Annotated in this window: 21 protein-coding genes; 9 read left to right on the top strand and 12 right to left on the bottom strand. The window is 58.8% G+C overall.

The features are described 5' to 3' along the window. Together hemG and hemE are read right to left on the bottom strand one after the other, a co-directional pair. On the bottom strand, positions 1 to 1,455 hold the full coding sequence (gene hemG, locus ACWXWJ_RS00765) for a protoporphyrinogen oxidase (protein WP_473963246.1): 1,455 nt from the start codon (positions 1,453 to 1,455) through the stop codon (positions 1 to 3). Beyond that, complete coding sequence (hemE, locus tag ACWXWJ_RS00760; RefSeq protein ID WP_473963245.1) at positions 1,452 to 2,609, bottom strand: uroporphyrinogen decarboxylase; 1,158 nt, start codon at positions 2,607 to 2,609, stop codon at positions 1,452 to 1,454. The genes hemG and hemE overlap by 4 nt, the downstream gene beginning before the upstream one ends. A 129-nt stretch (positions 2,610 to 2,738) precedes the next feature. Between hemE and ACWXWJ_RS00755 the strand changes: the two genes are divergently transcribed. Both ACWXWJ_RS00755 and ACWXWJ_RS00750 read left to right on the top strand, forming a co-directional pair. Then, positions 2,739 to 3,365, top strand: coding sequence for a DUF3000 domain-containing protein (locus ACWXWJ_RS00755; RefSeq protein ID WP_473963244.1), 627 nt, complete (start codon positions 2,739 to 2,741; stop codon positions 3,363 to 3,365). A gap of 57 nt (positions 3,366 to 3,422) precedes the next feature. After that, a complete protein-coding gene (locus ACWXWJ_RS00750; protein ID WP_473963243.1) occupies positions 3,423 to 4,712 on the top strand; it encodes a ribonuclease D in 1,290 nt (429 codons plus the stop codon). Here ACWXWJ_RS00750 and dxs read toward each other — a convergent pair. The 5 genes from dxs to dut all read right to left on the bottom strand — a co-directional run bounded on the left by dxs (position 4,694) and on the right by dut (position 10,073). After that, the gene (gene dxs, locus ACWXWJ_RS00745) at positions 4,694 to 6,604 is read right to left on the bottom strand and encodes a 1-deoxy-D-xylulose-5-phosphate synthase (protein ID WP_473963242.1); all 1,911 of its coding nucleotides are present in this window, start codon (positions 6,602 to 6,604) and stop codon (positions 4,694 to 4,696) included. The two genes, ACWXWJ_RS00750 and dxs, sit on opposite strands and share 19 nt — an antisense overlap. Positions 6,605 to 6,741: 137 nt before the next feature. Next, positions 6,742 to 8,085: a class I SAM-dependent RNA methyltransferase gene (locus ACWXWJ_RS00740; protein WP_473963241.1), complete on the bottom strand. Its 1,344-nt coding sequence runs from the start codon at positions 8,083 to 8,085 to the stop codon at positions 6,742 to 6,744. Continuing rightward, positions 8,072 to 8,767: a DUF3159 domain-containing protein gene (locus tag ACWXWJ_RS00735; protein WP_473963240.1), complete on the bottom strand. Its 696-nt coding sequence runs from the start codon at positions 8,765 to 8,767 to the stop codon at positions 8,072 to 8,074. Before ACWXWJ_RS00735 ends, ACWXWJ_RS00740 begins: the two co-directional genes overlap by 14 nt. Before the next feature lie 3 nt (positions 8,768 to 8,770). Next, on the bottom strand, positions 8,771 to 9,505 hold the full coding sequence (locus tag ACWXWJ_RS00730; RefSeq protein WP_473963239.1) for a DUF3710 domain-containing protein: 735 nt from the start codon (positions 9,503 to 9,505) through the stop codon (positions 8,771 to 8,773). Between the two features lie 76 nt (positions 9,506 to 9,581). After that, positions 9,582 to 10,073 carry a dUTP diphosphatase gene (gene dut / locus ACWXWJ_RS00725; RefSeq protein ID WP_473963238.1) on the bottom strand — a complete coding sequence of 164 codons (492 nt, stop codon included), beginning with the start codon at positions 10,071 to 10,073 and terminating at the stop codon, positions 9,582 to 9,584. 106 nt (positions 10,074 to 10,179) lie between these two features. Here dut and ACWXWJ_RS00720 point away from each other — a divergent pair, with 106 nt between their 5' ends. Continuing rightward, on the top strand, positions 10,180 to 10,665 hold the full coding sequence (locus ACWXWJ_RS00720) for a DUF3093 domain-containing protein (protein WP_473963237.1): 486 nt from the start codon (positions 10,180 to 10,182) through the stop codon (positions 10,663 to 10,665). Positions 10,666 to 10,725: 60 nt separating this feature from the next. Here ACWXWJ_RS00720 and ACWXWJ_RS00715 read toward each other — a convergent pair whose 3' ends face one another. Next, complete coding sequence (locus tag ACWXWJ_RS00715; RefSeq protein ID WP_293790281.1) at positions 10,726 to 11,025, bottom strand: DUF4193 domain-containing protein; 300 nt, start codon at positions 11,023 to 11,025, stop codon at positions 10,726 to 10,728. Positions 11,026 to 11,202: 177 nt separating this feature from the next. Beyond that, entirely contained in the window at positions 11,203 to 12,222 is a 1,020-nt protein-coding gene (locus ACWXWJ_RS00710) for an inositol monophosphatase family protein (protein WP_473963236.1), read from the bottom strand. A 62-nt stretch (positions 12,223 to 12,284) separates the two neighbouring features. Here ACWXWJ_RS00710 and ppgK point away from each other — a divergent pair, with 62 nt between their 5' ends. Together ppgK and ACWXWJ_RS00700 are read left to right on the top strand one after the other, a co-directional pair. Then, the gene (ppgK, locus tag ACWXWJ_RS00705) at positions 12,285 to 13,058 is read left to right on the top strand and encodes a polyphosphate--glucose phosphotransferase (protein WP_293790275.1); all 774 of its coding nucleotides are present in this window, start codon (positions 12,285 to 12,287) and stop codon (positions 13,056 to 13,058) included. Between the two features lie 191 nt (positions 13,059 to 13,249). Further along, positions 13,250 to 14,956 carry an RNA polymerase sigma factor gene (locus tag ACWXWJ_RS00700; RefSeq protein WP_448308273.1) on the top strand — a complete coding sequence of 569 codons (1,707 nt, stop codon included), beginning with the start codon at positions 13,250 to 13,252 and terminating at the stop codon, positions 14,954 to 14,956. Between the two features lie 42 nt (positions 14,957 to 14,998). On the opposite strand, the gene ACWXWJ_RS00695 is transcribed toward ACWXWJ_RS00700, so the two are convergent. The 3 genes from ACWXWJ_RS00695 to ACWXWJ_RS00685 all read right to left on the bottom strand — a co-directional run bounded on the left by ACWXWJ_RS00695 (position 14,999) and on the right by ACWXWJ_RS00685 (position 17,423). Further along, entirely contained in the window at positions 14,999 to 15,373 is a 375-nt protein-coding gene (locus tag ACWXWJ_RS00695; RefSeq protein ID WP_293790270.1) for a DUF308 domain-containing protein, read from the bottom strand. Between the two features lie 92 nt (positions 15,374 to 15,465). Next, positions 15,466 to 17,184 carry a DEAD/DEAH box helicase gene (locus tag ACWXWJ_RS00690; RefSeq protein ID WP_473963235.1) on the bottom strand — a complete coding sequence of 573 codons (1,719 nt, stop codon included), beginning with the start codon at positions 17,182 to 17,184 and terminating at the stop codon, positions 15,466 to 15,468. Further along, complete coding sequence (locus ACWXWJ_RS00685) at positions 17,181 to 17,423, bottom strand: DUF3039 domain-containing protein (RefSeq protein ID WP_005295046.1); 243 nt, start codon at positions 17,421 to 17,423, stop codon at positions 17,181 to 17,183. Before ACWXWJ_RS00685 ends, ACWXWJ_RS00690 begins: the two co-directional genes overlap by 4 nt. Before the next feature lie 59 nt (positions 17,424 to 17,482). Between ACWXWJ_RS00685 and ACWXWJ_RS00680 the strand changes: the two genes are divergently transcribed. The 4 genes from ACWXWJ_RS00680 (at position 17,483) to ACWXWJ_RS00665 (ending at position 21,384) form a co-directional block, all read left to right on the top strand. Further along, positions 17,483 to 17,953 carry a DUF3099 domain-containing protein gene (locus ACWXWJ_RS00680; RefSeq protein ID WP_473963234.1) on the top strand — a complete coding sequence of 157 codons (471 nt, stop codon included), beginning with the start codon at positions 17,483 to 17,485 and terminating at the stop codon, positions 17,951 to 17,953. Positions 17,954 to 17,965: 12 nt separating this feature from the next. After that, entirely contained in the window at positions 17,966 to 19,600 is a 1,635-nt protein-coding gene (locus tag ACWXWJ_RS00675; RefSeq protein ID WP_473963233.1) for a DUF7782 domain-containing protein, read from the top strand. 65 nt (positions 19,601 to 19,665) lie between these two features. Then, positions 19,666 to 20,118 carry a D-aminoacyl-tRNA deacylase gene (dtd, locus tag ACWXWJ_RS00670; RefSeq protein ID WP_473963232.1) on the top strand — a complete coding sequence of 151 codons (453 nt, stop codon included), beginning with the start codon at positions 19,666 to 19,668 and terminating at the stop codon, positions 20,116 to 20,118. A gap of 231 nt (positions 20,119 to 20,349) precedes the next feature. Next, on the top strand, positions 20,350 to 21,384 hold the full coding sequence (locus tag ACWXWJ_RS00665) for a sigma-70 family RNA polymerase sigma factor (protein WP_293790254.1): 1,035 nt from the start codon (positions 20,350 to 20,352) through the stop codon (positions 21,382 to 21,384). Positions 21,385 to 21,481: the final 97 nt, after the last annotated feature.

Below are 21,481 nucleotides of genomic sequence, written 5' to 3'. Positions count from 1 at the left end.
TCATGCCATCTCGCGGATAATCTCCCGCGCGGCCTCCACACCGGACGCTGCGGTCGCTGGAACGCCCACACCGTTGAGCATGGAGCCAGCCAGCGCCAGTCCGCGAATGCCCAATACCTCGTCGTAGGCCTGGGAGATAGCCTCCATATATCCCACTCCGTAGCGTGGCAGGCCACCCCACCATCGCTGGACGAAATACTCTTCTGGGTTCTTCCGCTCACCGGTAATCCGCTCTAAATCCTCCACGGCGAAGCTGAGCAGTGCACGGTTATCGACGTCTAAGTGCCAGGGATTATCGAAGCTGCCGAAACTTGCGCGAACGAAGGCTCCCCCGCGTTCGGCAAGGTGCGGCCACTTACGAGACGAGAACGTGAAAGCCTTTGCCTCAGTGGGAGCATCATTGCCCAGCAGCACACCGGAGCGTTCTGGAATGCCGTGGGAAGATGCCATGCGCATACCAACGACAACGCTGCTGGCAAGATCGATTTCTCCCAACACTTCCGCGGCCGTAGGCGCCATGTACTGCAGGATCGCCGATGCCGTAGGTGCGGGAGTGGCAACGATCACCGCGTCGAACTCTCCGATCGGGTCGATGTAATAGCCGTTGCGGGTTCGGCCAATGGATTCGACGCCGGTGTTGCGCAGCACCTCCGGGTCGGCGTGACGCACGAGCGCGTCTACCAGGCTGGCATAGCCACCCTTGAGGCTGCGGAAAACGGGCTTGGGCTTTGTCCCATTCGCCTCCTTCTGCGGGGCTGGGCGCTGCGACAGGATGGAGTCGACGGCGTCGACTAGGAAGAAGGGCTCCCCTGCGCTACCGCGCCTATCGAGTTCCTCCGCCAGCTGTGGCAACGTGGCGCGCACACCCAGGTCAAAAGCATTGCAGGAGTACACCCCGCCTAGAAGAGGGGACACCAAACGATCAACCACGATGCGGCCTAGACGGGCCTCCACAAGCTGCCCCACAGAGGTGTCCTGTCCCGGCGTCCACGTCATCGGTTGGCCATTGCGCTCCGCGTCGACGCGCGCAGCGCCGGCGGCACCGACTACCTCCACCACATCTTTGCCTCGCGAGGGAATTCCCATTAGCGTCCGGCGTGGAATGTCCACCAGCGCGCCATCTACAAAGAAGCCGCTGGGCAGGCCGGAGGGAACGCACAACTGATCTCCCAAGCCCACGGATTCAATCAGCTCCGTAAAGTCGCTACGGAAACCCAGATACGCCTCAGCTCCCATATCCACCGGGCCGTTGGCATAATTCACGGTCTTCAGCTTGCCGCCCAGACGGTCGTAGGCTTCAGTAAGCAAGATTCGCGCGTTCGGCCCCAACTGGCGTCGCAACTCCCAGGCAGCGGAAAGCCCGGCGATGCCGCCGCCGATGACAGCTACTCGAAGTCCCTCCAACCCGGACGTATCTAGCTTTTCAAAGTCGCAGGAAAACTCATTGGCTTTCATCGCTTGTGAACCTCCTCAAAGGCACGGGTGATGGCATCGGGGTCGGTATTCGGCAGAACTCCATGGCCGAGGTTAAAGATGTGACCCCGCGCCTGACCTCGTTCGATGGCTCGGTCAGCCTCGGCACAAATACGGGCGATCTCGCGGGCAACCGCCTCTGGTCCGGCGAACAACATCGCCGGATCCAAATTGCCCTGGAGTACCTTGGCGCGACTGCCGGGTTCCGCGGTCGGATCCGCTTCCTGCAATGCAGCGCTGATACGGGTAGCGGCGGAATCCATTGGCACCCGCCAATCCACGCCCACGACATCCGGCCCCGCCAGCGCCATATCCCCCAGCAGCTCCCCCGTCCCCACTCCGAAATGAATCATCGGAATGCCATAGGGGCGCATCGCATCGAAAATCTGGGTGGAGTAAGGACGCACAAACTCTCGATAGTCACGTGCAGAGAGGTAACCAGCCCAGGAGTCGAAGAGCTGCAAAGCATCCACGCCGGCCTCCGCCTGAGCCTGGAGGAAATGGATAATAGTGGGCGTCAATCGGCGCATTAAGGCATGCCACACATCGGGGTTCGAGTGCATCAGAGACTTCGTGACCTCGTGGTTCTTGGACGGTCCACCCTCAACTAGGTAGGAGGCCAAAGTAAAAGGCGCACCCGCGAAACCAATGAGAACCTGGTCGTCTCGCAAGCCGTTCAGAACGCCTCCAATGCCCTCAACAATTTGTTCTAATTGGTCGGGTTCAACAATCGGCAAAGCGTCAACTTCCGCCGCGGTACGCACCGGGTGTTCCACGACTGGCCCGCGTCCGGCGACGATGTCTAGATCCACGCCTGCGGCCTTCAGCGGCACCACAATGTCGGAGAACAAAATCGCTGCATCGGCATCGTGCCTTCGCACTGGCTGCAGAGTAATTTCTGCCAGCAGCTCAGGGATAAAGCAGGATTCCAACATTCCATGGTTCTTGCGGATCTCACGGTATTCGGGCAGCGAGCGTCCGGCTTGACGCATCATCCAGATCGGACGACGGCTCGGGGTCTCTCCCCGCGCGGCGGCGAGAAACGGTGCGTCCTTGTGGGCTCGACGCCGCGCCTCCGCGGCAGCAATATCAGGCTGGATGGTGCAATCGCTTAGCTCACTCGTCATAAGTGCCATTATGCCAGCGCCTCACTAAAGCTCGGGAATCTCGGGGACACCCCTGCGACCAATAGCCGGCAGACATTCACAACCGTTGTCGGCGCGCCTCACAAATGGGACAAACCTTAAAGGCTAGGTTTAGGCCTTGTGAGCCAAGAGACTGAGATTCCAAAGTACTTCCACGAAGCCGTGCGCTCCATGTCGGAAGCACAAGTGCGTCGCGGCATTAGCGTCGGAGACATCCGCCCGCCCCGCAACCTCGCACCCCTCAGCCACGCCATCGGCCTCGAGGTGCTACCCGCCGAAGAAAACCCCGAAGACGGTACCAGCACCCCCGCCGGTGACGCTTTCGGCCGCCTGATTCTGCTGCATGACCCGCAAGGCGATGAGCAGTGGAAAGGCAAGAAGATGCGCATGGTCGCCTACATCCAAGCCGACATGGATGCAGCCGTCGCCTCTGACCCATTGCTACCCGACGTGGCCTGGGATTGGCTCAAGGAGCAGCTCGATTCCCCTGAGTGTGAATACACCGATCTCGGTGGCACGGTAACTTCCACGGCGTCCGTCCGCTACGGCGATATCGGCGGCCCTCCACGAGCCTTCCAACTAGAGCTTCGCGCCTCATGGACCGCTAATGGATCTGACCTCACCGGACATGTCAAGGCCTTTGCAGAGGTGCTGGCTAATGTAGCTGGCCTGCCTCCAGAAGGCGTCACCGCATTACCCTTCGGCACCCGGACCGCTGGTACCGCCGCCGCAGCAAACGACTCTTAAAGCCTCGCGCAGCCTTTTAAGGCAACGACTTATTGCTATTGACGTATCGTTGTTGCTGTGAGTTTTGTGTCCGTTCCCGCCGCCGGTACCCCAGTGCTCTTGGACTCCCCAGAGCACATAGCTGCGGCGGGTCGCGCACTGGCTGCGGGCACCGGCTCCATCGCCATCGACACTGAACGCGCATCAGCATTTCGCTATGATGACCGCGCATTTGTGATTCAGCTGCGGCGCCGAGGTACAGAAACCTTCCTCATCGACCCCGAGGCTGAGCCCTCTGCCACGCGCCGTTTGTCGCAAGTAGTTAACCAGTCTGAGTGGGTGCTCCACGCCGCGCACACCGATCTGCCTTGTCTCCTGGCTCTCGGCTGGACCCCACCGGCTATCCACGACACGCAAGTCGCAGCCCAGATCCTAGGCAAAAAACGTATCGGCCTCTCTGCAATGTTGGAGGATTACTTCGACATTGTGGTTCCAAAGGACAAAGGAAACGCCGACTGGTCGCGTCGTCCACTGTCCCCCGCCATGTTGAACTATGCGGCCCTGGACGTCGAATGGCTTGTGGAACTATTGGAAACCGCATTGAACGACGTTGCCGATGCAGGCCGCATCGACTGGTACACCCAGGAATGCGCCCACATTCTGGCAACCGCCACACCCCTTGCACACAATGATTGGACCGGTCTCAAAGGCCTGAATTCAGTGCGTCGGACGAGCGCCCGCAAACTCGCCCACGACCTGTGGGAGAAGCGTGACCAGATCGCTCGTCAGCGCGATATTTCCCCCGAATCGATTCTGCGCAGTCGCGATCTCATATCTATCGCCGGAGGCGCCGAGGACGATCGCGCCGCTGCCCTGCGGGAGCTGAAGATGTCCCTGCGTCGCTCTCGCGCGCACCTGCCGTCTCGAACCCATAAGCACTTCATCGAAGCTTTTTCTGACGCCCTCAGCTCCGCCCCCTCCGACCTCGAAATGGAGCAATACCGTGCTCCGCAGTACTGTGGCCCCCGGATTCCGGATCATAAGGTATGGCCAGAGGAATTTCCACGCGCTGCGGCCTACGCCGATGCGATCCTCAACTCAGCCCTCGATCTCGCCGACACACTTGAGATCCGTCTAGACACGATCGCGACGCGGAAAAATCTACGCAAGGCAGCCTGGGCTTGCTGGTTATTCGAGGACTCTGGCGAATACACCAATGCAGCCGACCCGATCGCCTGTTGGGAAGAACTCCTAGGCGACTCGTGGGCAGGCCTCGGCCTGCGTCCTTGGCAAGTGGAGCTTCTCCTCGACGCAGCTGTGCCAGCTGTTGCCGACGTCTTTGCCCGCTCCTATAGCTTCTCGGCGTAGCCAACGACGGTCTTTACGACCGTGTCTACATCCAAGCCGAGCTCTTCTAGAACTTCACCACGCGAAGCGTGCGCCAGGAACTCTTGCGGTACGCCGAGGTTTCGGACCGGCACATCGATTCCTGCCTGAGAGAGGTCGTAGTGTAGCTGGCTGCCAGCACCACCGTGCACGCCGTTGTCCTCGATCGTCACTACCAAGTCATAGCCGCGAGCCAATTCCAGCAGGCTATCTGCGGTGGGAAATACCCAGTGCGGGTCGACTACGGTAGCGGAGAAGTCGGCGTCGCACAGAGCCTGTGCAGCACCCAGCGCCTGCAGCGTCAACGCTCCGAAAGAGACGATGAGTACCTTACGGCGAGCAGCCTCACCGCTTCCGGAGCCATCCCCCTCCTGTTCAAAGAGGACATCGTAGTCAGCTTCCTCGCGGATGGCTGGGACATCTGCCGGGGCATTGCCCTTGGGAAAGCGCACCACCGTCGGCGCATCGTCGATGGCGACTGCGCGATCGAGTGCACGTTCGAGGGTGTGCGCATCGCGCGGGGCGGCAACATGGATACCAGGGACGATGCCGGTGATGGAAAGATCCCACATGCCGTTGTGACTGGCGCCATCAGAACCCGTAATGCCAGCACGGTCGAGAACCAAAGTCACACCCAGCTTCAACAGTGCAACGTCCATCAAGAGCTGGTCGAATGCTCGGTTAAGAAATGTCGAGTAGACCGCGACCACCGGGTGCATACCACCGAGAGCCAAACCGGCAGCGGAAGTCACTGCGTGTTGCTCGGCAATTCCGACGTCATAGGTACGACTGGGGTGAACCTTCGCGAAATCGGCCAAGCCAGTGGGGCCAGCCATCGCGGCGGTAATGGCGACAATGTCCTCGCGCTCGTTGGCGATGTCTATCAAGTGGTTGGAGAACACCTTGGTCCAGCTGATCGCCCCCTCGGTCTTCTTAGCCATGGACTCACCGGTGATCGGGTCGATCACTCCGGTGGAGTGCATCTGGTCGGCTTCGTCCTGCTCGGCTGGGTCGAAGCCCTTGCCCTTTTGAGTGACCGTGTGGACAATGACTGGCCCACCATAGTCCTTGGCATAGCGCAGTGCGTTTTCCACCTGGTTTAGATCGTGGCCATCCACCGGACCGATGTACTTCAAGCCGAGTTCGGGGAACATCTCGTGCGGAATGACGGTGTGCTTCACGCCTTCCTTGAAGCCATGAATCACCTGGAACGCACGATCACCGACCCAGCCCATGCGCCCCAGCGCGTTCTTTCCGGTATCCATAACCCGGTCATACATTGGCTGCAGGCGCAACGCCGCCAAGTTTTCGGCAAGGCCACCAATGGTTGGCGAATAAGAACGGCCGTTGTCATTGACTACGATCACGAGGCTGCGCTTCTTGGCCGCTGCGATGTTATTCAGCGCCTCCCACGTCATACCACCGGTCAGAGCGCCGTCGCCAACGAGAGCGACGACATGCCGGTGAACCTGTCCAGTGAGTTCGAAGGCCTTAGCCAAGCCATCGGCGTAGGACAACGAGGCCGAAGCGTGAGAGGATTCGGTCCAGTCGTGGGGCGACTCTGCCCGATCTGGGTAGCCAGACAGTCCATCCTTTTGGCGCAGCGTATCGAAGAGATCGCGACGGCCAGTGAGGATCTTATGCACGTAGGACTGGTGGCCAGTGTCAAAGATCAGTGGATCCGACGGTGAGTCAAAAACCCGGTGCATCGCGATAGTCAGCTCCACCACACCCAGGTTCGGACCTAGATGGCCACCCGTGGCGGAGACCTTTTGGACAAGAAACTCGCGGATCTCCGAAGCCAACTGTTCTAGCTGGTTCGCGTCCAAGCCCTTAAGGTCTGCGGGCGAGGACACCTTGTCGAGAATTCCCATGTGAAGCTACTCTTCTCCGTCCTATGCTCGCGCCGAATGGTATTTTCAGTCCATTCTAACGGCGCGTGGGCGAATTAAAACAATCCCCTTCGAGGTTACGTTCCTGCGTGTTGTCCGCTACGTCGCTCGTTGCGTTCTCAGCTACGTCGCTCACGGCGTGACCCACGCACGGGAACGAGGTGTGCAAGAAGTTCAACGTGATGGTTCAGCCCAAAGGCATCCACTACGCACAACTCCTTGATCTCATAGCCGTTGCGGATCCACGCCCCAAGATCGCGGGCGGCGGTGGCAGGATCGCACCCTACGTGCACAACGTGCCGCGGTCGAGCCTTCGCGATATCTGCAACCGTCTGCGTTCCCGCACCAGTGCGCGGAGGGTCAAGTACTACAGCGTGTACGTCATCACCCCGCGGCAGGCTCAGCACTTGCCGTGATACATCGCCACTAATGAATTCGACATTGCCGATACCGGCCGTGGCAAGTGCTTTCTTACCCGACTCGCTGGCGCTACCCGCGACATCCACGCACACCACATGATCGACCTTGCGGGAAAGCGCAGCACTGAATACGCCCGCGCCGCCGTAGAGATCCCAAGCGACAGTTCGCTTGCCCCTCTCCCCCTGCAGCTTCTCTCCTTGCGCTACCGGTGGAATATGCCGCGCAATCCACGAGGAATAGAACTGCGGAGCCGCGCTGTGGGCTTGCCAGAAGTCTTGTACCTGGCTTTCCCATTGCACATCGAACTCCCGGTCAAGCCCCGCCCCGTAATGCACGGTGCGGGTAACCCTAGGTGCCTCGTCTCCAAAGGCCGCCACTCGCTGATTAGCTGGCGAGCCTTGCAACTGCACCATGTGCCGCGCGCCATCGTCGCCGACAGCAACGGCAATCTCCGAGTGCGGAGTGAGCAAACCCGCTTCCCTGAGCTGCTCAATATCTGCTGCCAGACCGTTCTTCAGCTCCGCACTCCATTGGGCACATTCGTTGTTCACTGGCACGACATTGTGGGACCCCCGGGAACGCTGTCCAACTTTCCCTTCGCCATCAACCGCCAGCCGGACTCGCGTACGAGAGCCTGCGAAAGGATGAAGGCTGTCGGCGGTCACAGTGATCTTCTCCAGAGCCTCCGCGCTGATTTTTCCTACGCGCGACAGCTGATCCATCACCACTTGCTTTTTATAATCCAACGAACCAGCAGCGTCGACAAAGTCCAGGTTGCAGCATCCTGCACCAACCTTGGCTGCCGGGCACAACGGCGCTACTCGGTGAGGGCTAGGCTGGCCTATGTTCGTTGCCACCCCGCTGCGGAAGCCCTTCTTCGCTTTAGTGTTCCGCGCCGGATCCAGCTCTACTGTTACCTCTTTTTCGCCGGGCAGCGCGCCTCGTACAAACACAACCTGCCCGTCCAACCGACCGATCACGGTGCCGCCATTGGCTGGACCGGCCAGGTCCATCACTACTTCTTCTTTCTTAGTGACGCTCATCGGCTCCAACTTCTTCGCCAGTTTCAGATATCTCTTGCTTTTCCAAGTGACGCCCCTCGGCCTCATTCGCGGCCTTTACAGCCCAGATGGTCACGGCAACGACGACCAGTGTTAAAGGCCAACCCATAGCAATTCGGGTATAACCCAAAGCGTCAGTCTTATCTGCGGCATAGAGCCATTGCTGCACGCCAAAGCGGGCGAAGAATACCAGCGCCCACGCAAATGTGGCCACGTTGAATGCGCGCACGGCCCGTCGGTTGGTTCGCCAGCGGTGGTCATCCCCGTTAATTCCGCGCCAAATCGTACCCACAAGTGGCCACCGGACGAAGATTGAGATCACGAAAGCGATGCCTGCCACCAGGGAGTACCAGATTCCATAGGCGAAATACCCCTTTGCGTCTCCCATGAACCACGCGATGGCAGCGCAGAGCGCTACACCTAAAAATCCGGAAATTGCAGGCTGCAGATTCTCCTTGCGGATCAACCGCCATACAAAAATGAGCACCGCGACTCCGAGAGCCGAGATGAGGGCGGGGGTCAACCCCCATTGGCTATTGACTGGCACGAGAACCAGTACGGGAAGGGTCGAGGAGACAAGGCCAGAAAGGCCTCCCATTTGCTCCAGCAAGGTACCTTGCTCATCTGGCTTGCCTTGAGGAGCTTGTTTGCTAACTTCTGCCATTTTCTACTGGTTCTCGCCGGGCCCCTGCGGATTGTTTTCCGGTGTGCCATTCTGTTCGGCGGCCATGCGCTGCAGTTGCTCCTGCAGTTCCTCATACATTTCCGGCGGCATCTGCACAGGCAGTGGCTGGCCAGCTGGGATCGGATCGTTCCCGCGGTAAATAAAGCTGCGAGCGATGATCTCCCGGCCGATCCTGGCAATCTCATCCGCGCGGGATTTCTCTCCCGCAAGAGTGACGCGGAACATCCAGCGGGGACCGTTCACACCGATTACACGCATTTGGCCCTCACCAGCGACCGCGCAGATCTCCGGCCCCCACGGTCCGTCTTCCAGGTGGACTTCGAGCCCATCCTTCGTCATGCCCGCTACGGTTTCGTCGACGGACTCTTCCCACAGGTTGCCGCTACGTGGGGCGGCAAAGGCCACTGGGGTGAAGCGACCGCCTTCGACCTCTAGGTGGATCATCTGGGGCCCCTCCGGCCCCATTTCCACACTCACATGGCCGCCGTGGGGTACTGGAACCCGCATGGAGCCCAGTTTTAGGAAGCCTCTGGCGAAATCGGAGAAGTCGAAGTCTTGGGAATTCACCGTATCCCCATCAAAGGGACCAAAGTCATTGTCGGCTGAATTCGCCTGGCTCGCCACGGTCGGCTGCTCTTGTACTTCCGCTGCAGCCTTCGCGGCATCACGGGCATCCTTATTTGTATTGCTTGTGTTCTTCTTCTTGCGCCCAAACATCCTCAAACTCCGTCTTTTTTATCTTCTACCCTATGTCTTCTGAGCTATGTCTTCTGAACTGCTCTGTCCAGCTGGATTACACGCCAGTCGAGCCGTAACCGGATTCTCCCCGGACGGTTGCTCCCAATTCTTCTACGCTGGCAACCTCTTCGACCTCACACAAGCTCACTTCCTGCACCAGCAGCTGCGCAATCCTTTCTCCTCGGGTCAGTTCGATCGGCTGCTCGGGATCCAGGTTAATCAAGCACACCTTGATTTCTCCGCGATAGTCAGCATCAATTGTGCCTGGCGCATTCACAATGGAAAGCCCCTTCTTCAGCGCCAATCCGCTGCGTGGGTGTACTAACCCCACGGTTCCCACGGGAAGTGCGATGGCGATGCCAGTGCCAACCAATTCTCGATTGCCCGGAGCGATGGTCACGTCCGTGGTGGTATAGAGATCAATGCCTGCATCCGTTGGGTGAGCACGGCGTGGCAAGGGCAGATCCTTGTCAAGGCGAACGATACGCAGCGGGGCGTCATTGCCAAAAGAATCAGTGTTATTTGTTGCTGTCTGATTAGGGGTCACGGTCACCAAGACTACAAGTCCCCGGGCGAAGTTACGATGTGCGAACCGCCAAGGGCTAGAATTGCTAGGCAGCACTCAAAGCAGACACGCAAACAGGAGTTTTGAATTGGCATCGGGCACTCAGCAGGAAAAGCTGCTGTACACGGAGCATCAGCGAGTCCCCCTCGTCTGGTGGCTATTTGCCGCCGGAGTGGTAGCCATTATTTCGTGGCAGGCGCAGATGGGCCGACCGATGTGGGCATCGTTTGTAGCCCTCGCTATCGCCGGCTCATTGGCAGTGTGGGCATTGATCTACTTCTCCCGAACCAAGGTAGAAGTTACGGAGGATAGTTCTGGTGAACGGTGGCTCCACGTGGGGCCGGCAAAGCTTCCCGCTCATGTCGTAAGCCGCAGCCTAGTAATCCCCCCGACCGCCAAGCGCGCCGCTATGGGTCGTCAGCTCGACCCTGCTGCCTATGTTGTTCATAAGGGTTGGATCCCCACAATGGCGATGCTCGTCCTCGATGATCCGGACGACCCCACCCCCTACTGGCTCATTTCCACCAAGGACCCGCAAGAGGTTCTGGAAAAGCTCGGTCGCCCTATCTACTAAGACAATGAAGCCTTGTAAGACGTTACAGTCTTTTTAACCTCTGGGCTCGATTAAGCCCACTTATGCGCAATCCTTGCAGATGTACTCGCCGTCACCGACGGTCTCACCGATGCAGCTGCGGTGCTGCACCAGGAAACAGACGCTGCACGTGAACTCATCGCTCTGGCGTGGGATTACCGAACCGGAGAGCTCTTCGCCCGACAGATCCGCCATAGGTACATCAAAAGGCTCGACGATCTCTCCATCGTCCGTATCGGAAACAGCCGGCTCGGCCTTCTCCGCTGCCTTCAGCCCCTCCAGGGAGTCGGTTTCGATGTCGTCCTCGGAGCGTCGGCGTGGTGCGTCGTAGTCAGTCGCCATGTTGGGTCCTTCGTGTCGATCTTGTGCAGTCGCTTCGAGCCAGCAGCCCTGCCGAACCACTAGCTAAAATTCACTTAAATACGTCTCGCTGTCGCGGATCGTAGAGCACATGCGTGCCACTTGTCACTTTCACGCGCGCAATGGCTACCTTTTGGGGTATTTGACCTCCCCCCGCACCTATTCTCCAAGCAGTCGAGCAAGCTCTACTGCAATCCCAGGCTTCACAGCCATAACCAGGGCTTTTTCTTCCTTCATTACGTCATAGTCAGGAGCTACGGAAATTGCCCCCGCGCGGGCGGCAATCAAACACCCCGCAGCATGGTCCCAGGGCCCCAAACCATGCTCAAAATATGCATCCACTTCTCCACTTGCCACCCGGCAGAGATCCAATGCTGCCGACCCGATCCGCCGGATGTCCCGTACCTTCGGCAAGAGCCTTACTAGGCGCTCGGCTTGGCTGCGACGATCCTCCGCCACGTACGAAAATCCAGTGGCTACCAGAGCCTTGTGCAATGCCCCATCGCTGTCTTCCGGCACAACCCTCAAAGTTTCGACCTGCGCCAATTTCCCGTGGTCGTCGTAGCTTAGGCGCCGTGCATCACCGCCTGCATGTGCCGCATAAGCAACGTGTGCCGCTACGTCCACGACCACAGCCGCCACCGGCTCACCGTTTATTACAGCGGCAATACTGACTGCATAGGCCGGTACTCCATAGAGGAAGTTCACGGTGCCATCGATGGGATCAACAATCCACAGCACTTCATCGCTGGAGCTTAGCTCATCGGACACCCCACTGAACCCACCTTCTTCGCCAAGAATCCGCGACCCCGGCACGTGCTCTAAAAGTCGTTGGGAAATCAGCCTCTCGCTAGCCTCATCCACCTCCGTTACCGGATCTACTTCGGAGGTCTTCGTCGCCAGCACGCCAATGTGCCCGTGATCATCGGCTAGTTCGCCACGGCGGCGTCGAACTAAACCCGCAGCCTCACGCCCCACCACAAGTGCGATGGCCTCCAGGTCTTTAGGAGTTAACCTTTCTTTACTTTGTGACGCCCCGTCCTCCCCCGCTGTCGAGGCCTCATCGAACACTCGCAGTAGCACCGGCTTGGAAGGCGCAGAGCTTCCCGAGTGGGAGTTAAAAACCTCCGAGACGGCCTGGGCCGTCTTACCTGCATGTGGATTAACCGTAGTTTGCATGCCCTCCACTGTGCCACTTTTCGGCAAGCTAAACCGCACAGCGTCAAGGTAGGGTTGTGTTCATGACTGAGGACAAAGCAGCACAGAACCTAAGTTTTGGCGTGGATATCGGCGGCTCCGGAGTTAAGGGAGCAGTCGTTAACCTTGACACTGGCGAGCTGGTGACAGAACGCTTCAAGATCCTCACTCCAAAGCCATCGACCCCGGATGCGGTCGCCGAGGTCGTACGCAAACTGATGGAAATGGCCGAGTGGGATGGTCCTGTCGGAGTGACCGTCCCCGCGGTTGTTAAGAACCAGAAGGCGCGGACTGCAGCTAATATCGACAAGTCCTGGATCGACACTGATATGCAGGAACTGTTCAAGCGCCATCTCGGCGAGCGCGAAATTGCCGTATTGAATGACGCCGACGCGGCAGGCCTGGCCGAGGTTGAGTATGGCGATCCGAGTGCGAAACAGGGTTCCGTTCTGATGCTAACTTTTGGCACCGGGATTGGCTCGGCACTGCTATGCGATGGTCATCTATTCCCCAACTCGGAGCTGGGGCACCTGCCTCACGACGAAAACGGTGACGTGGAGCGGTATGCCAGCTCCGCTGCAAAGGATCGCGAAGAGCTGTCCTATAAGAAGTGGGCGGCACGCGTGGACGAGGTACTGCATGCCTACAGCGCCCTATTTAGCCCGCAGCGATACATCGTGGGTGGCGGCATCTCCCGCAAGGCCGACAAGTGGGTACCGCTTTTGACCGTGGAACAGGAAGTCATTCCGGCGAAGCTTCGCAATCAAGCGGGCATCATTGGAGCCGCTATGGCTGTGCGCGACGGCATCAAACCCTAGGGATCCAAACCACACCGCATTTCGTTTTGAGTTATAATGGGCGGTCGATTCCCACGTAAAGGGTTTGACTAACCCCAAAGACCAACGGTTGCGGGCTTAACGCAACCCGGTGCGATCCAATTCCTTTTCGGAATGTGGCCACGTCATGTGGCTATTTTGTTGCACCATGCGATACGAGCGAAAGGGCTTCAGTGGCAGCGAACGACTCGACCACCACCAGCGACGACAACGCCCAGGGTGTTGTCCGAAAGGTTGCTAAAAAGACGGCAGCGAAGAAGACTGCCCGAAAGGTGGCAAAGAAGTCGGCGACTGCCAAGAAGGCAACCGCTCGCAAGACCACGGCGAAGAAGACCGCGGCAAAGAAAACCGCCGCTAAAAAGACTGCTGCAAAGAAGACCGCTCCGAAGCAGGTTGTTGCCGTCAACGTCTCTGACACTGCTGCTGAGCCGGAGGAGCAGGCGTCCACCCCGGTGAAGAAGGCAGCGAAGAAGACCGCCAAGAAGGCTGCCAATAAGACGGCGCGCAAGACAGCTAAGAAGACTGCCAAAAAGGCAGCTCGCAAAACCACGAAGAAGACCAGCGCTAAGAAGACCACTGCAAAGCGGGGCACCAAGGCAGCAAAGGCAGCCGAGGAACTGCTTGAGGTTGATGAGGCTGCTGTCGATGCAACCTCAGCGGACCAGAATGCTCAGGAGACTCCCGACGAGCCAGACGAGTTCGACAGCGAACCGGACAATCTCGACGATCTGGATGATCTTGACGAGGACGATGACCTGGATGATCTAGACGATCTGGATGACCTCGACGATGACGATGACGATGATCTAGACGACGACCTCGAAGATGATCTCGAGGACGATGACGACGATGACTCGGACGACGACGAAGACGGTACCGATAAGAACGACGGTAGCTTCGTGTGGGACGAAGACGAGTCCGCAGCGTTGCGTCAGGCGCGCAAAGACGCAGAGCTGACGGCATCTGCCGACTCCGTTCGCGCGTATCTCAAGCAAATCGGTAAGGTCGCACTGCTCAACGCTGAGCAGGAGGTATCGCTGGCTAAGCGCATTGAGGCGGGCTTGTACGCGGCGTATCGTCTGCAGGAGATCAAGGAATCGGGCGAGAAACTTTCCCCGATGAACCGTCGCGACCTGCGCGAAATCGAGCGCGATGGGCGCCGCGCAAAGAACCACCTGCTGGAAGCAAACCTGCGACTAGTGGTGTCGCTGGCGAAACGCTATACCGGACGCGGCATGGCCTTCCTCGACCTTATTCAGGAAGGCAACTTGGGTCTCATCCGTGCGGTGGAGAAGTTCGACTATGTAAAGGGCTACAAGTTCTCCACCTACGCTACGTGGTGGATCCGCCAGGCCATCACCCGCGCAATGGCCGACCAGGCTCGTACCATCCGCATTCCGGTACACATGGTGGAGGTCATCAACAAGCTGGGACGTATCCAGCGCGAGCTTCTGCAGGATCTAGGACGCGAACCCACCCCGGAGGAGCTCGCACGCGAGATGGACATCACCGTCGACAAGGTACTGGAAATCCAGCAGTACGCCCGTGAGCCGATTTCGCTGGATCAGACGATCGGCGATGAGGGAGATTCCCAGCTGGGCGACTTTATCGAGGATTCCGAGGCCGTCGTTGCCGTCGATGCGGTCTCGTTCACTCTGCTGCAGGATCAGCTGCAAGATGTTCTGCACACACTGTCGGAGCGCGAGGCTGGCGTGGTGAAGCTTCGCTTCGGCCTTACCGACGGAATGCCCCGCACCTTAGACGAGATTGGCCAGGTTTATGGTGTGACCCGTGAACGCATCCGCCAGATCGAGTCGAAGACGATGTCCAAGCTACGCCACCCGTCGCGCTCTCAGGTGCTGCGCGACTACCTGGATTAGCCCCCAAGAAAACGAATAGCCCGAGGCCAAGAAGGCTTCGGGCTATTTTTGGTTTTTCTGCACGCACTCCTGGAACTCCGTGCCGCGCAGATCCTCGCACCCCTTTACGCTCTGCATTGCCGCTTGGGTGAAGAAAATTGCCACCGCCATCGCGACGACCCCCAGAACCAATCCAATAATCGCATAGCTACGCTGTGTCCCCTTCCGATTCGCATTCAGGACGGAAAAAATTCCTACGATGATGGAAATCGCAGCGACGACCAGACCAATCAAGGGGAACATTGCCGCTGGAATGGCCAGGATTCCGACGATTAGGGCAGCCATGCTCAAACCGCTGACCTTGCGGGGCGCAACCTTTTGAAGCTCAGTTTCCTCTGCGTTCGACTTATCCAGATCGGTGTAGTCTTCTCGAGCCACGGTGTGCCCGCCTTCCCTCATCCTGTGTGCACTGTAGCTACGTGCACTCCCAATGCTCATGTCGCGGTGTATATTACCCCACCGCTCCATGCTTACCAGTCTCTCAAATAGGCAATGCGATCCCGCAGCTGTTGCGCTGTACACAGCGCGGTAGCCGGCCCGCCGCAGTTCCGCCGCGCATCATTGTGAATCTGCCCATGGGGCTTGCCCGTCCGCGCTGATTTCATGGACACCAGCGCATTCAGTTCTTTACGCAACGCTGGAATCTCTTCGCTGGCTACGCGCTTATTGCGCAAATCCGCGCCGCTGCCCTCCGGGGCAGTGGCCTGCTGTTCCTTCTTACGGCGTTGCTCTTCCTGCTTCGCCCGCGCATCCAATTGCTCGGCTTGCCTTTGACGCAGGAGCGTACGCATCTGGTCGGCGTCAAGTAGCCCCGGTAAGCCAAGGTATGCTTGCTCTTCTTCGGACCCGCTTAATGTGGACGTACCGTAGGTCGAGCCGTCGAAAATCAGACTGTCGAGTTCTGCCTCTGCACCGACAGACTCATACCCCTTGTCGTCCTCCACTTCATTCTGTTCCTTGTTGGCCTGACGCAACAGCTCGTCATCCCAGCCCTCATTTGGGCGGTCGGGTTTACCGAGGACGTGGTTGCGTTGTTGCTCCATCTTCGAGGCCAACTCGAGGAGGACAGACACACTGGGGAGGAAGATTGACGCCGACTCCCCCGGGCGCCGCGAGCGCACGAAACGGCCGATGGCCTGTGCAAAGAACAGTGGTGTGGAGGATGATGTGGCGTACACGCCCACAGCCAAGCGGGGTACGTCCACGCCCTCAGACACCATGCGCACGGCCACCATCCACTCGTCGCTACTGGCGGAGAATTCTTTAATGCGCTCCGAGGCTCCGGCCTCATCGGACAGTACGACGGTAACGGGAGTGTTACTGATTCTTTCCAGGATGCGCGCGTAGGCACGTGCCGTCGTTTTATCGGTTGCGATCACCAGACCACCTGCATCCGGTGTCGTTTCACGCAACTGATGCAATCGCGTCTGTGCGGCATTGAGCACCGCTGGGATCCAATCGCCCTTCGGGTCGAGCGCGGTACGCCAGGCCCTGGCGGTTTGTTCTGCGTTAAGAGGTTCGCCCAAGCGAGCCTCAAATTCCTCGCCGGCGGAGTTGCGCCACCGGGCTTGGCCCGAATACGCCAAGAAAACCACCGGGCGAACCACACCATCCTTCAGCGCATCCGCGTATCCATAGGTGTAGTCGGCGGACGAGACGAGTGCGCCCTCAGCACCGTCTACAGCCTCGTAGCGCACGAAGGGGATCTGCGAATCATCAGAACGGAATGGCGTACCCGTAAGCGCCAGGCGGCGTTCGACGTGCTCATAGGCCATGCGCACACCATCGCCCCAGCTCTTTGCGTCGCCTGCGTGGTGAATCTCATCCAGAATCACCAGCGTCTTCTTCGCCGTGGCCACCTGGTAGTGCTTAGTCGGCTTCATACCGACCTGTGCGTAGGTTACGCACACGCCGTCGTAGGAATTATTAAATGGCGAGGAGTTTGTGAACTCTGCGTCGAGCGCAATCCCCTGTCCGGCGGCGGACTGAGCCCACTGCACCTTTAGGTGCTCGGTGGGCACAACGATGATAAGGCGATCCACCGCGCGGGTATCCAAGAGCAGCCGTGCGATCGTCAGGGCGAAGGTTGTCTTTCCTGCGCCTGGCGTCGCCACAGCCAGGAAGTCCTTCGGACTGGCCTCGACGTACTTGTTCAGTGCCTCCTGCTGCCATAGGCGGAGGTGCTTCACTTCTTGCGCAGCCCCTTGTAGATCTGCTCACAATCCGGGCAGACGGGCGACCCCGGCTTGGCCTGCTTGCGTACGGGGAAAGTCTCCCCACAGAGAGCCACGACAAGCTTGCCCATCACAGCGGATTCGACGATCTGATCCTTCTTCACATAGTGGAAGAACTTCGGAACATCATCGTCCGTCGTCGTGTCCGTATTGACTTCTGGGCGCTCAATCGTTGTCGTACTTGGGTTACTCACAGTTCACCATCATGCCCCTGAATCTGCCTGTTTTCCAGCTGCGTACTAGCGTTGGCTCTATGGCTGATGCACGAAAAAGGAAAACGGGAGGTGAATCCCGTGCCAAGCGCGCCTCGCAAGTGGAGATCATCACTGATGCAAAAAGCTCCCCTCTGCAAGGCTGGCACCATCGCCGCAAGGTGTACACCGTGCTGCAGCTGCTGCGCATCCCGCTCCTCGCCCTTGCCGCTATAGTGATGCTCATTACCCACAACGCAGCATTGTCAGTGTGCATCGCTTTGATTAGCCTCCCGCTACCGTGGGTGGCCGTGTTGCTAGCCAACGAGACCGGGCAGGTCGATGAGACCACAAATAAGGTGTACAAACCTGCTCTCGTCCGCGAACAACGCCGTGCCGAACGGGCCGCGCTTGCGGGCGAGACATCTCGCCCGATGCTCGAGTCAGATTCTCCCGGGACATCCACTCCGCAGGTTATCGACATCACCCCCACTCAGCCTGACAGCACCGACAACGATCAGCCCTCCGATTAACAAGGAACCGACATGCCCACCTCTACCCCGCCCGGCCGTCCGTTCTGCACCCCTGGCGTTGCCACCGAGCACCTCGTCCGTACCCTCGTCGCGCAAGGCTATGGTTCATCGCTGATTATGGAGACTCTCGGCGTCGAAGGTATCGCCGCCGCCCAATCCGGCTCTCCCGCAGCCGCTCAATGGCACCTGACGAGCCGGGACTCTATGGCATCACAGCTCGTCGCCGCTGTTTATTTACGACGCCCCCAGCCCGCCACCTTCTTTCAATCTCTCGTCGGGACTGAGTCCACCTCCGAGCTCGTAGCAGAACAGGCTCTTATCCCGTCAGAAGGTTCACATGAAACGCTGCAGCTCAACCTCGACATCCGCCCGATCCACCACCCCGCGCATGGGAACGCGGAGGTGCTGGTTCTCTCCGACCCGGATGCTTCCCTGGAGCCGCGCATCCCCGGACCGGAACACGTTCCCGGTATAGGAAACGCACCCCTATCCCTACTGAATTCCATTCCCCGCCTGTCGGCGAACGCCCGAGTTCTTGACCTGGGTACTGGGTCGGGAGTCTTGGCGTTGCTATTGGCAGCCAACAGCGAGGCAACACTTTTCGGCAGTGACATTCACAGTCGTGCGCTGGCCTATGCACAAGTTGCCGCCGCTGCGCAAGGATTGGAATCACCTAGGGTCAAGTGGGTTCAGGGCTCCTGGTTTGATCCCTTCGCCAGCGAGCTTTTCGACGTGATCGTCTCCAATCCGCCGTTCGTCATCGGCCCCTCCATCGACCTCGATGCCCGCGAGGGGCACGTATATCGCGATTCCGGTCTGCCCTTGGACGCAGCCAGCAAGCTGGTGGTTCAACAAGCCGTTGAACACTTAGCACCGGGAGGGCATGCGCACCTGTTAATCGGCTGGGCACTCGGCGAAGGTACGGCGGATTCCGCCGCCGAGCGAATCTTGAGCTGGTTGCCGGACGAAGGAGCTCGTGCATGGGTTCTTCAGCGTGATGTGGTGGATGTGGCCACCTATGTCACCACCTGGTTGCGCGACGAAAGCATCGACCCACGCAGCGACAGCGGTCAGCAGCAGGCGACAGAATGGCTCGAGTTCTTCGATCACCACGACGTCACGCAGATCGGGCTCGGGTGGATTCATATCGAGAAGATCGATGGTGCCACCGAGCTCACAGTCGAAACTTTCGAACACGCCCTGCCCGATGGAGCCTTCTTGGGACAAGAGGTCGGCGAATGGTTCGCACGCTGCCGCTGGCTCGAGGAGCTGGAGGTTCCCGGCCGCCCGGCCGCCGAAGCCATTGCGGATGCGCACTACCGACTGCGACGCGGCGTCATCCTAGAAAAAGCCGCCACTTCCACCAACCAGGGGTTCGGCGAAGAAACAATACAGTTGACACGGACCGATGGGCCGGGTTGGACCCACGAAATCGATGCGACATTAGCGGCAATTCTGGCTGGTCTTAGCTGGGACGGACTTTGCTTGCGTGACGTAGCGGAGCTCTACCACGCAATTAATGGAGAAGATCTGGGAATGGATGCCGCAGAGCTTGTAGATCAGCTTGTTCCTCTAGCTGTGGCTCTGGTGAGGCACGGGATGATTGTGCCGCGAGACCTGCGCGAGGTGTACGAGGGCGAAATGTAGGCCAGCGCGATTAGAGAAAACCAATGAAGACAACCCAGTAAGGGAAAACGAGTGAGGGAAAACCAGTGAAGGCAGTGATTAGCACCGTCAGCAGTGCCACAGTGTCGGTTGCAGACGAAGTGGTGGGAGAAGTAACCGGACCCGCACTCTTAGCGCTCGTGGGAGTCGGTGTAAACGATGAACCCGAAGCCGCAGAGAAAATGGCGCGGAAAATTGCGGAACTGCGTTTGCTCCCCGCGTCGGGGCAACCATGGGATAGTCCACGCAATCACTCCGTAGAAGAAGTAAACGGGCAAGTTCTGTTGGTAAGTCAGTTCACACTCATGGGCGAGACGAAAAAGGGACGACGTCCCTCGTGGGGTAACGCGGCTCCGGGAGAAACTGCCGAACCGGTGTACGAACGTATTGCAGAATTGCTCCGAGAGCGCGGCATAGTTGTAGAAACAGGACGATTCGGCGCCATGATGGAAGTCGCCAGCGTCAATGAGGGACCATTCACAGTGCTTGTGGAGACCTAAGAACAAGCGCTTGTTCAACAAAAACTGCAGGTAAAGCTCTTCCCCTCTGCGGAGCCGCGACAGAGGGAAAAATAGCTAACCCCTGTGCGGGGGTGAACCAAGTTCCTTCTTCAGGTTCGGTGGGGAACAATTCTTCCAAGAGATTCGTTGACCCCGTAGAGCTTCGGCACACAACGAGAAAATTCTTGAAGCGCTTGAACGCTATCGAGCCATGGGAGGCACACCAGCACTATGAGTAACTCCATGATTGATGACGAATACAACGGCATCAGCCACGGTCAAGAGGGTACCGGCAATTCGGCCGACGATAGCGATAAGAAAGAAGACAAGGGGCGGCGCCGCGGAAACAACGAGAACCCATCGGCAGATCTGGTTCGCGTCTACCTCAACGGCATCGGTAAGACCGCCCTACTTACTGCAGAGGACGAGGTAGAACTCTCCAAGCGAATCGAAGTCGGGCTATACTCGGAGCACCTTCTAGCTACCGCAGAGAAGCTGACCCGTGCGAAGAAGCGCGATCTTAAGGTACTGGCACGTGAAGGCAAGGCAGCCCGGAGCCACCTGCTGGAGGCCAACCTGCGCCTCGTTGTATCGCTGGCGAAGCGCTACACCGGCCGTGGCATGCCTCTGCTGGACCTGATCCAAGAAGGCAACCTGGGCTTGATCCGCGCAATGGAAAAGTTCGATTACACCAAGGGCTTTAAATTCTCCACCTATGCAACTTGGTGGATTCGCCAAGCCATTACCCGTGGCATGGCCGACCAATCCCGCACCATTCGCCTTCCCGTCCACCTGGTAGAGCAGGTGAACAAGCTTTCCCGTATCAAGCGCGAGATGTACCAGCAGCTTGGGCGCGAAGCGACGAACGAGGAGCTGGCTGAGGAATCCGGAATCGAGGAATCGAAGATCGAAATGCTGCTCAAGCAGTCCCGCGATCCGGTGAGCCTGGATATGCCCGTCGGTAGCGACGAAGAAGCCCCGCTGGGCGACTTTATCGAGGACTCCGAGGCAACGGATGCGGAAACCGCTGTGGTTGCATCCCTGCGCCACTCCGATGTCCGCGCTGTGTTGGGCACCCTGGAGGAGCGCGAGCAGGACGTCATCAAGCTGCGCTATGGCCTGGATGATGGCATGCCGCGCACGCTGGATCAGATTGGTCGCCGCTTCGGGCTTTCCCGCGAACGCGTCCGCCAAATCGAGCGTGAGGTTATGGCCAAGCTCCGCGAGGGTGACCGAGCCAACAAGCTGCGTGAATACGCTGTTTAGAGACTCATCATCGCTAAATAGCATCAGTACTTAAGCTTCTGCCCCGCTCCCTTTGCGGACGGGGCTATAATCGTTTCAAGTCAATGAACAAAGAAAG

It is taken from the genome of Corynebacterium sp. p3-SID1761 (assembly GCF_055862885.1).
Note: the sequence above shows the minus strand (reverse complement) of the source record. Positions and strands in the feature narration are given on the sequence as shown.

Coding starts and splice junctions, on each gene's coding strand:
- hemE (WP_473963245.1), bottom strand. CDS start 2,609: ATGGCACTTATGACGAGTGAGCTAAGCGATTGCACCATCCAGCCTGAT.
- ACWXWJ_RS00710 (WP_473963236.1), bottom strand. CDS start 12,222: ATGCAAACTACGGTTAATCCACATGCAGGTAAGACGGCCCAGGCCGTC.
- dxs (WP_473963242.1), bottom strand. CDS start 6,604: ATGGGAATTCTCGACAAGGTGTCCTCGCCCGCAGACCTTAAGGGCTTG.
- ACWXWJ_RS00675 (WP_473963233.1), top strand. CDS start 17,966: ATGCCCACCTCTACCCCGCCCGGCCGTCCGTTCTGCACCCCTGGCGTT.
- hemG (WP_473963246.1), bottom strand. CDS start 1,455: ATGAAAGCCAATGAGTTTTCCTGCGACTTTGAAAAGCTAGATACGTCC.
- ACWXWJ_RS00735 (WP_473963240.1), bottom strand. CDS start 8,767: ATGGCAGAAGTTAGCAAACAAGCTCCTCAAGGCAAGCCAGATGAGCAA.
- ACWXWJ_RS00665 (WP_293790254.1), top strand. CDS start 20,350: ATGAGTAACTCCATGATTGATGACGAATACAACGGCATCAGCCACGGT.
- ACWXWJ_RS00715 (WP_293790281.1), bottom strand. CDS start 11,025: ATGGCGACTGACTACGACGCACCACGCCGACGCTCCGAGGACGACATC.
- ACWXWJ_RS00680 (WP_473963234.1), top strand. CDS start 17,483: ATGGCTGATGCACGAAAAAGGAAAACGGGAGGTGAATCCCGTGCCAAG.
- ACWXWJ_RS00740 (WP_473963241.1), bottom strand. CDS start 8,085: ATGAGCGTCACTAAGAAAGAAGAAGTAGTGATGGACCTGGCCGGTCCA.
- ACWXWJ_RS00730 (WP_473963239.1), bottom strand. CDS start 9,505: ATGTTTGGGCGCAAGAAGAAGAACACAAGCAATACAAATAAGGATGCC.
- ppgK (WP_293790275.1), top strand. CDS start 12,285: ATGACTGAGGACAAAGCAGCACAGAACCTAAGTTTTGGCGTGGATATC.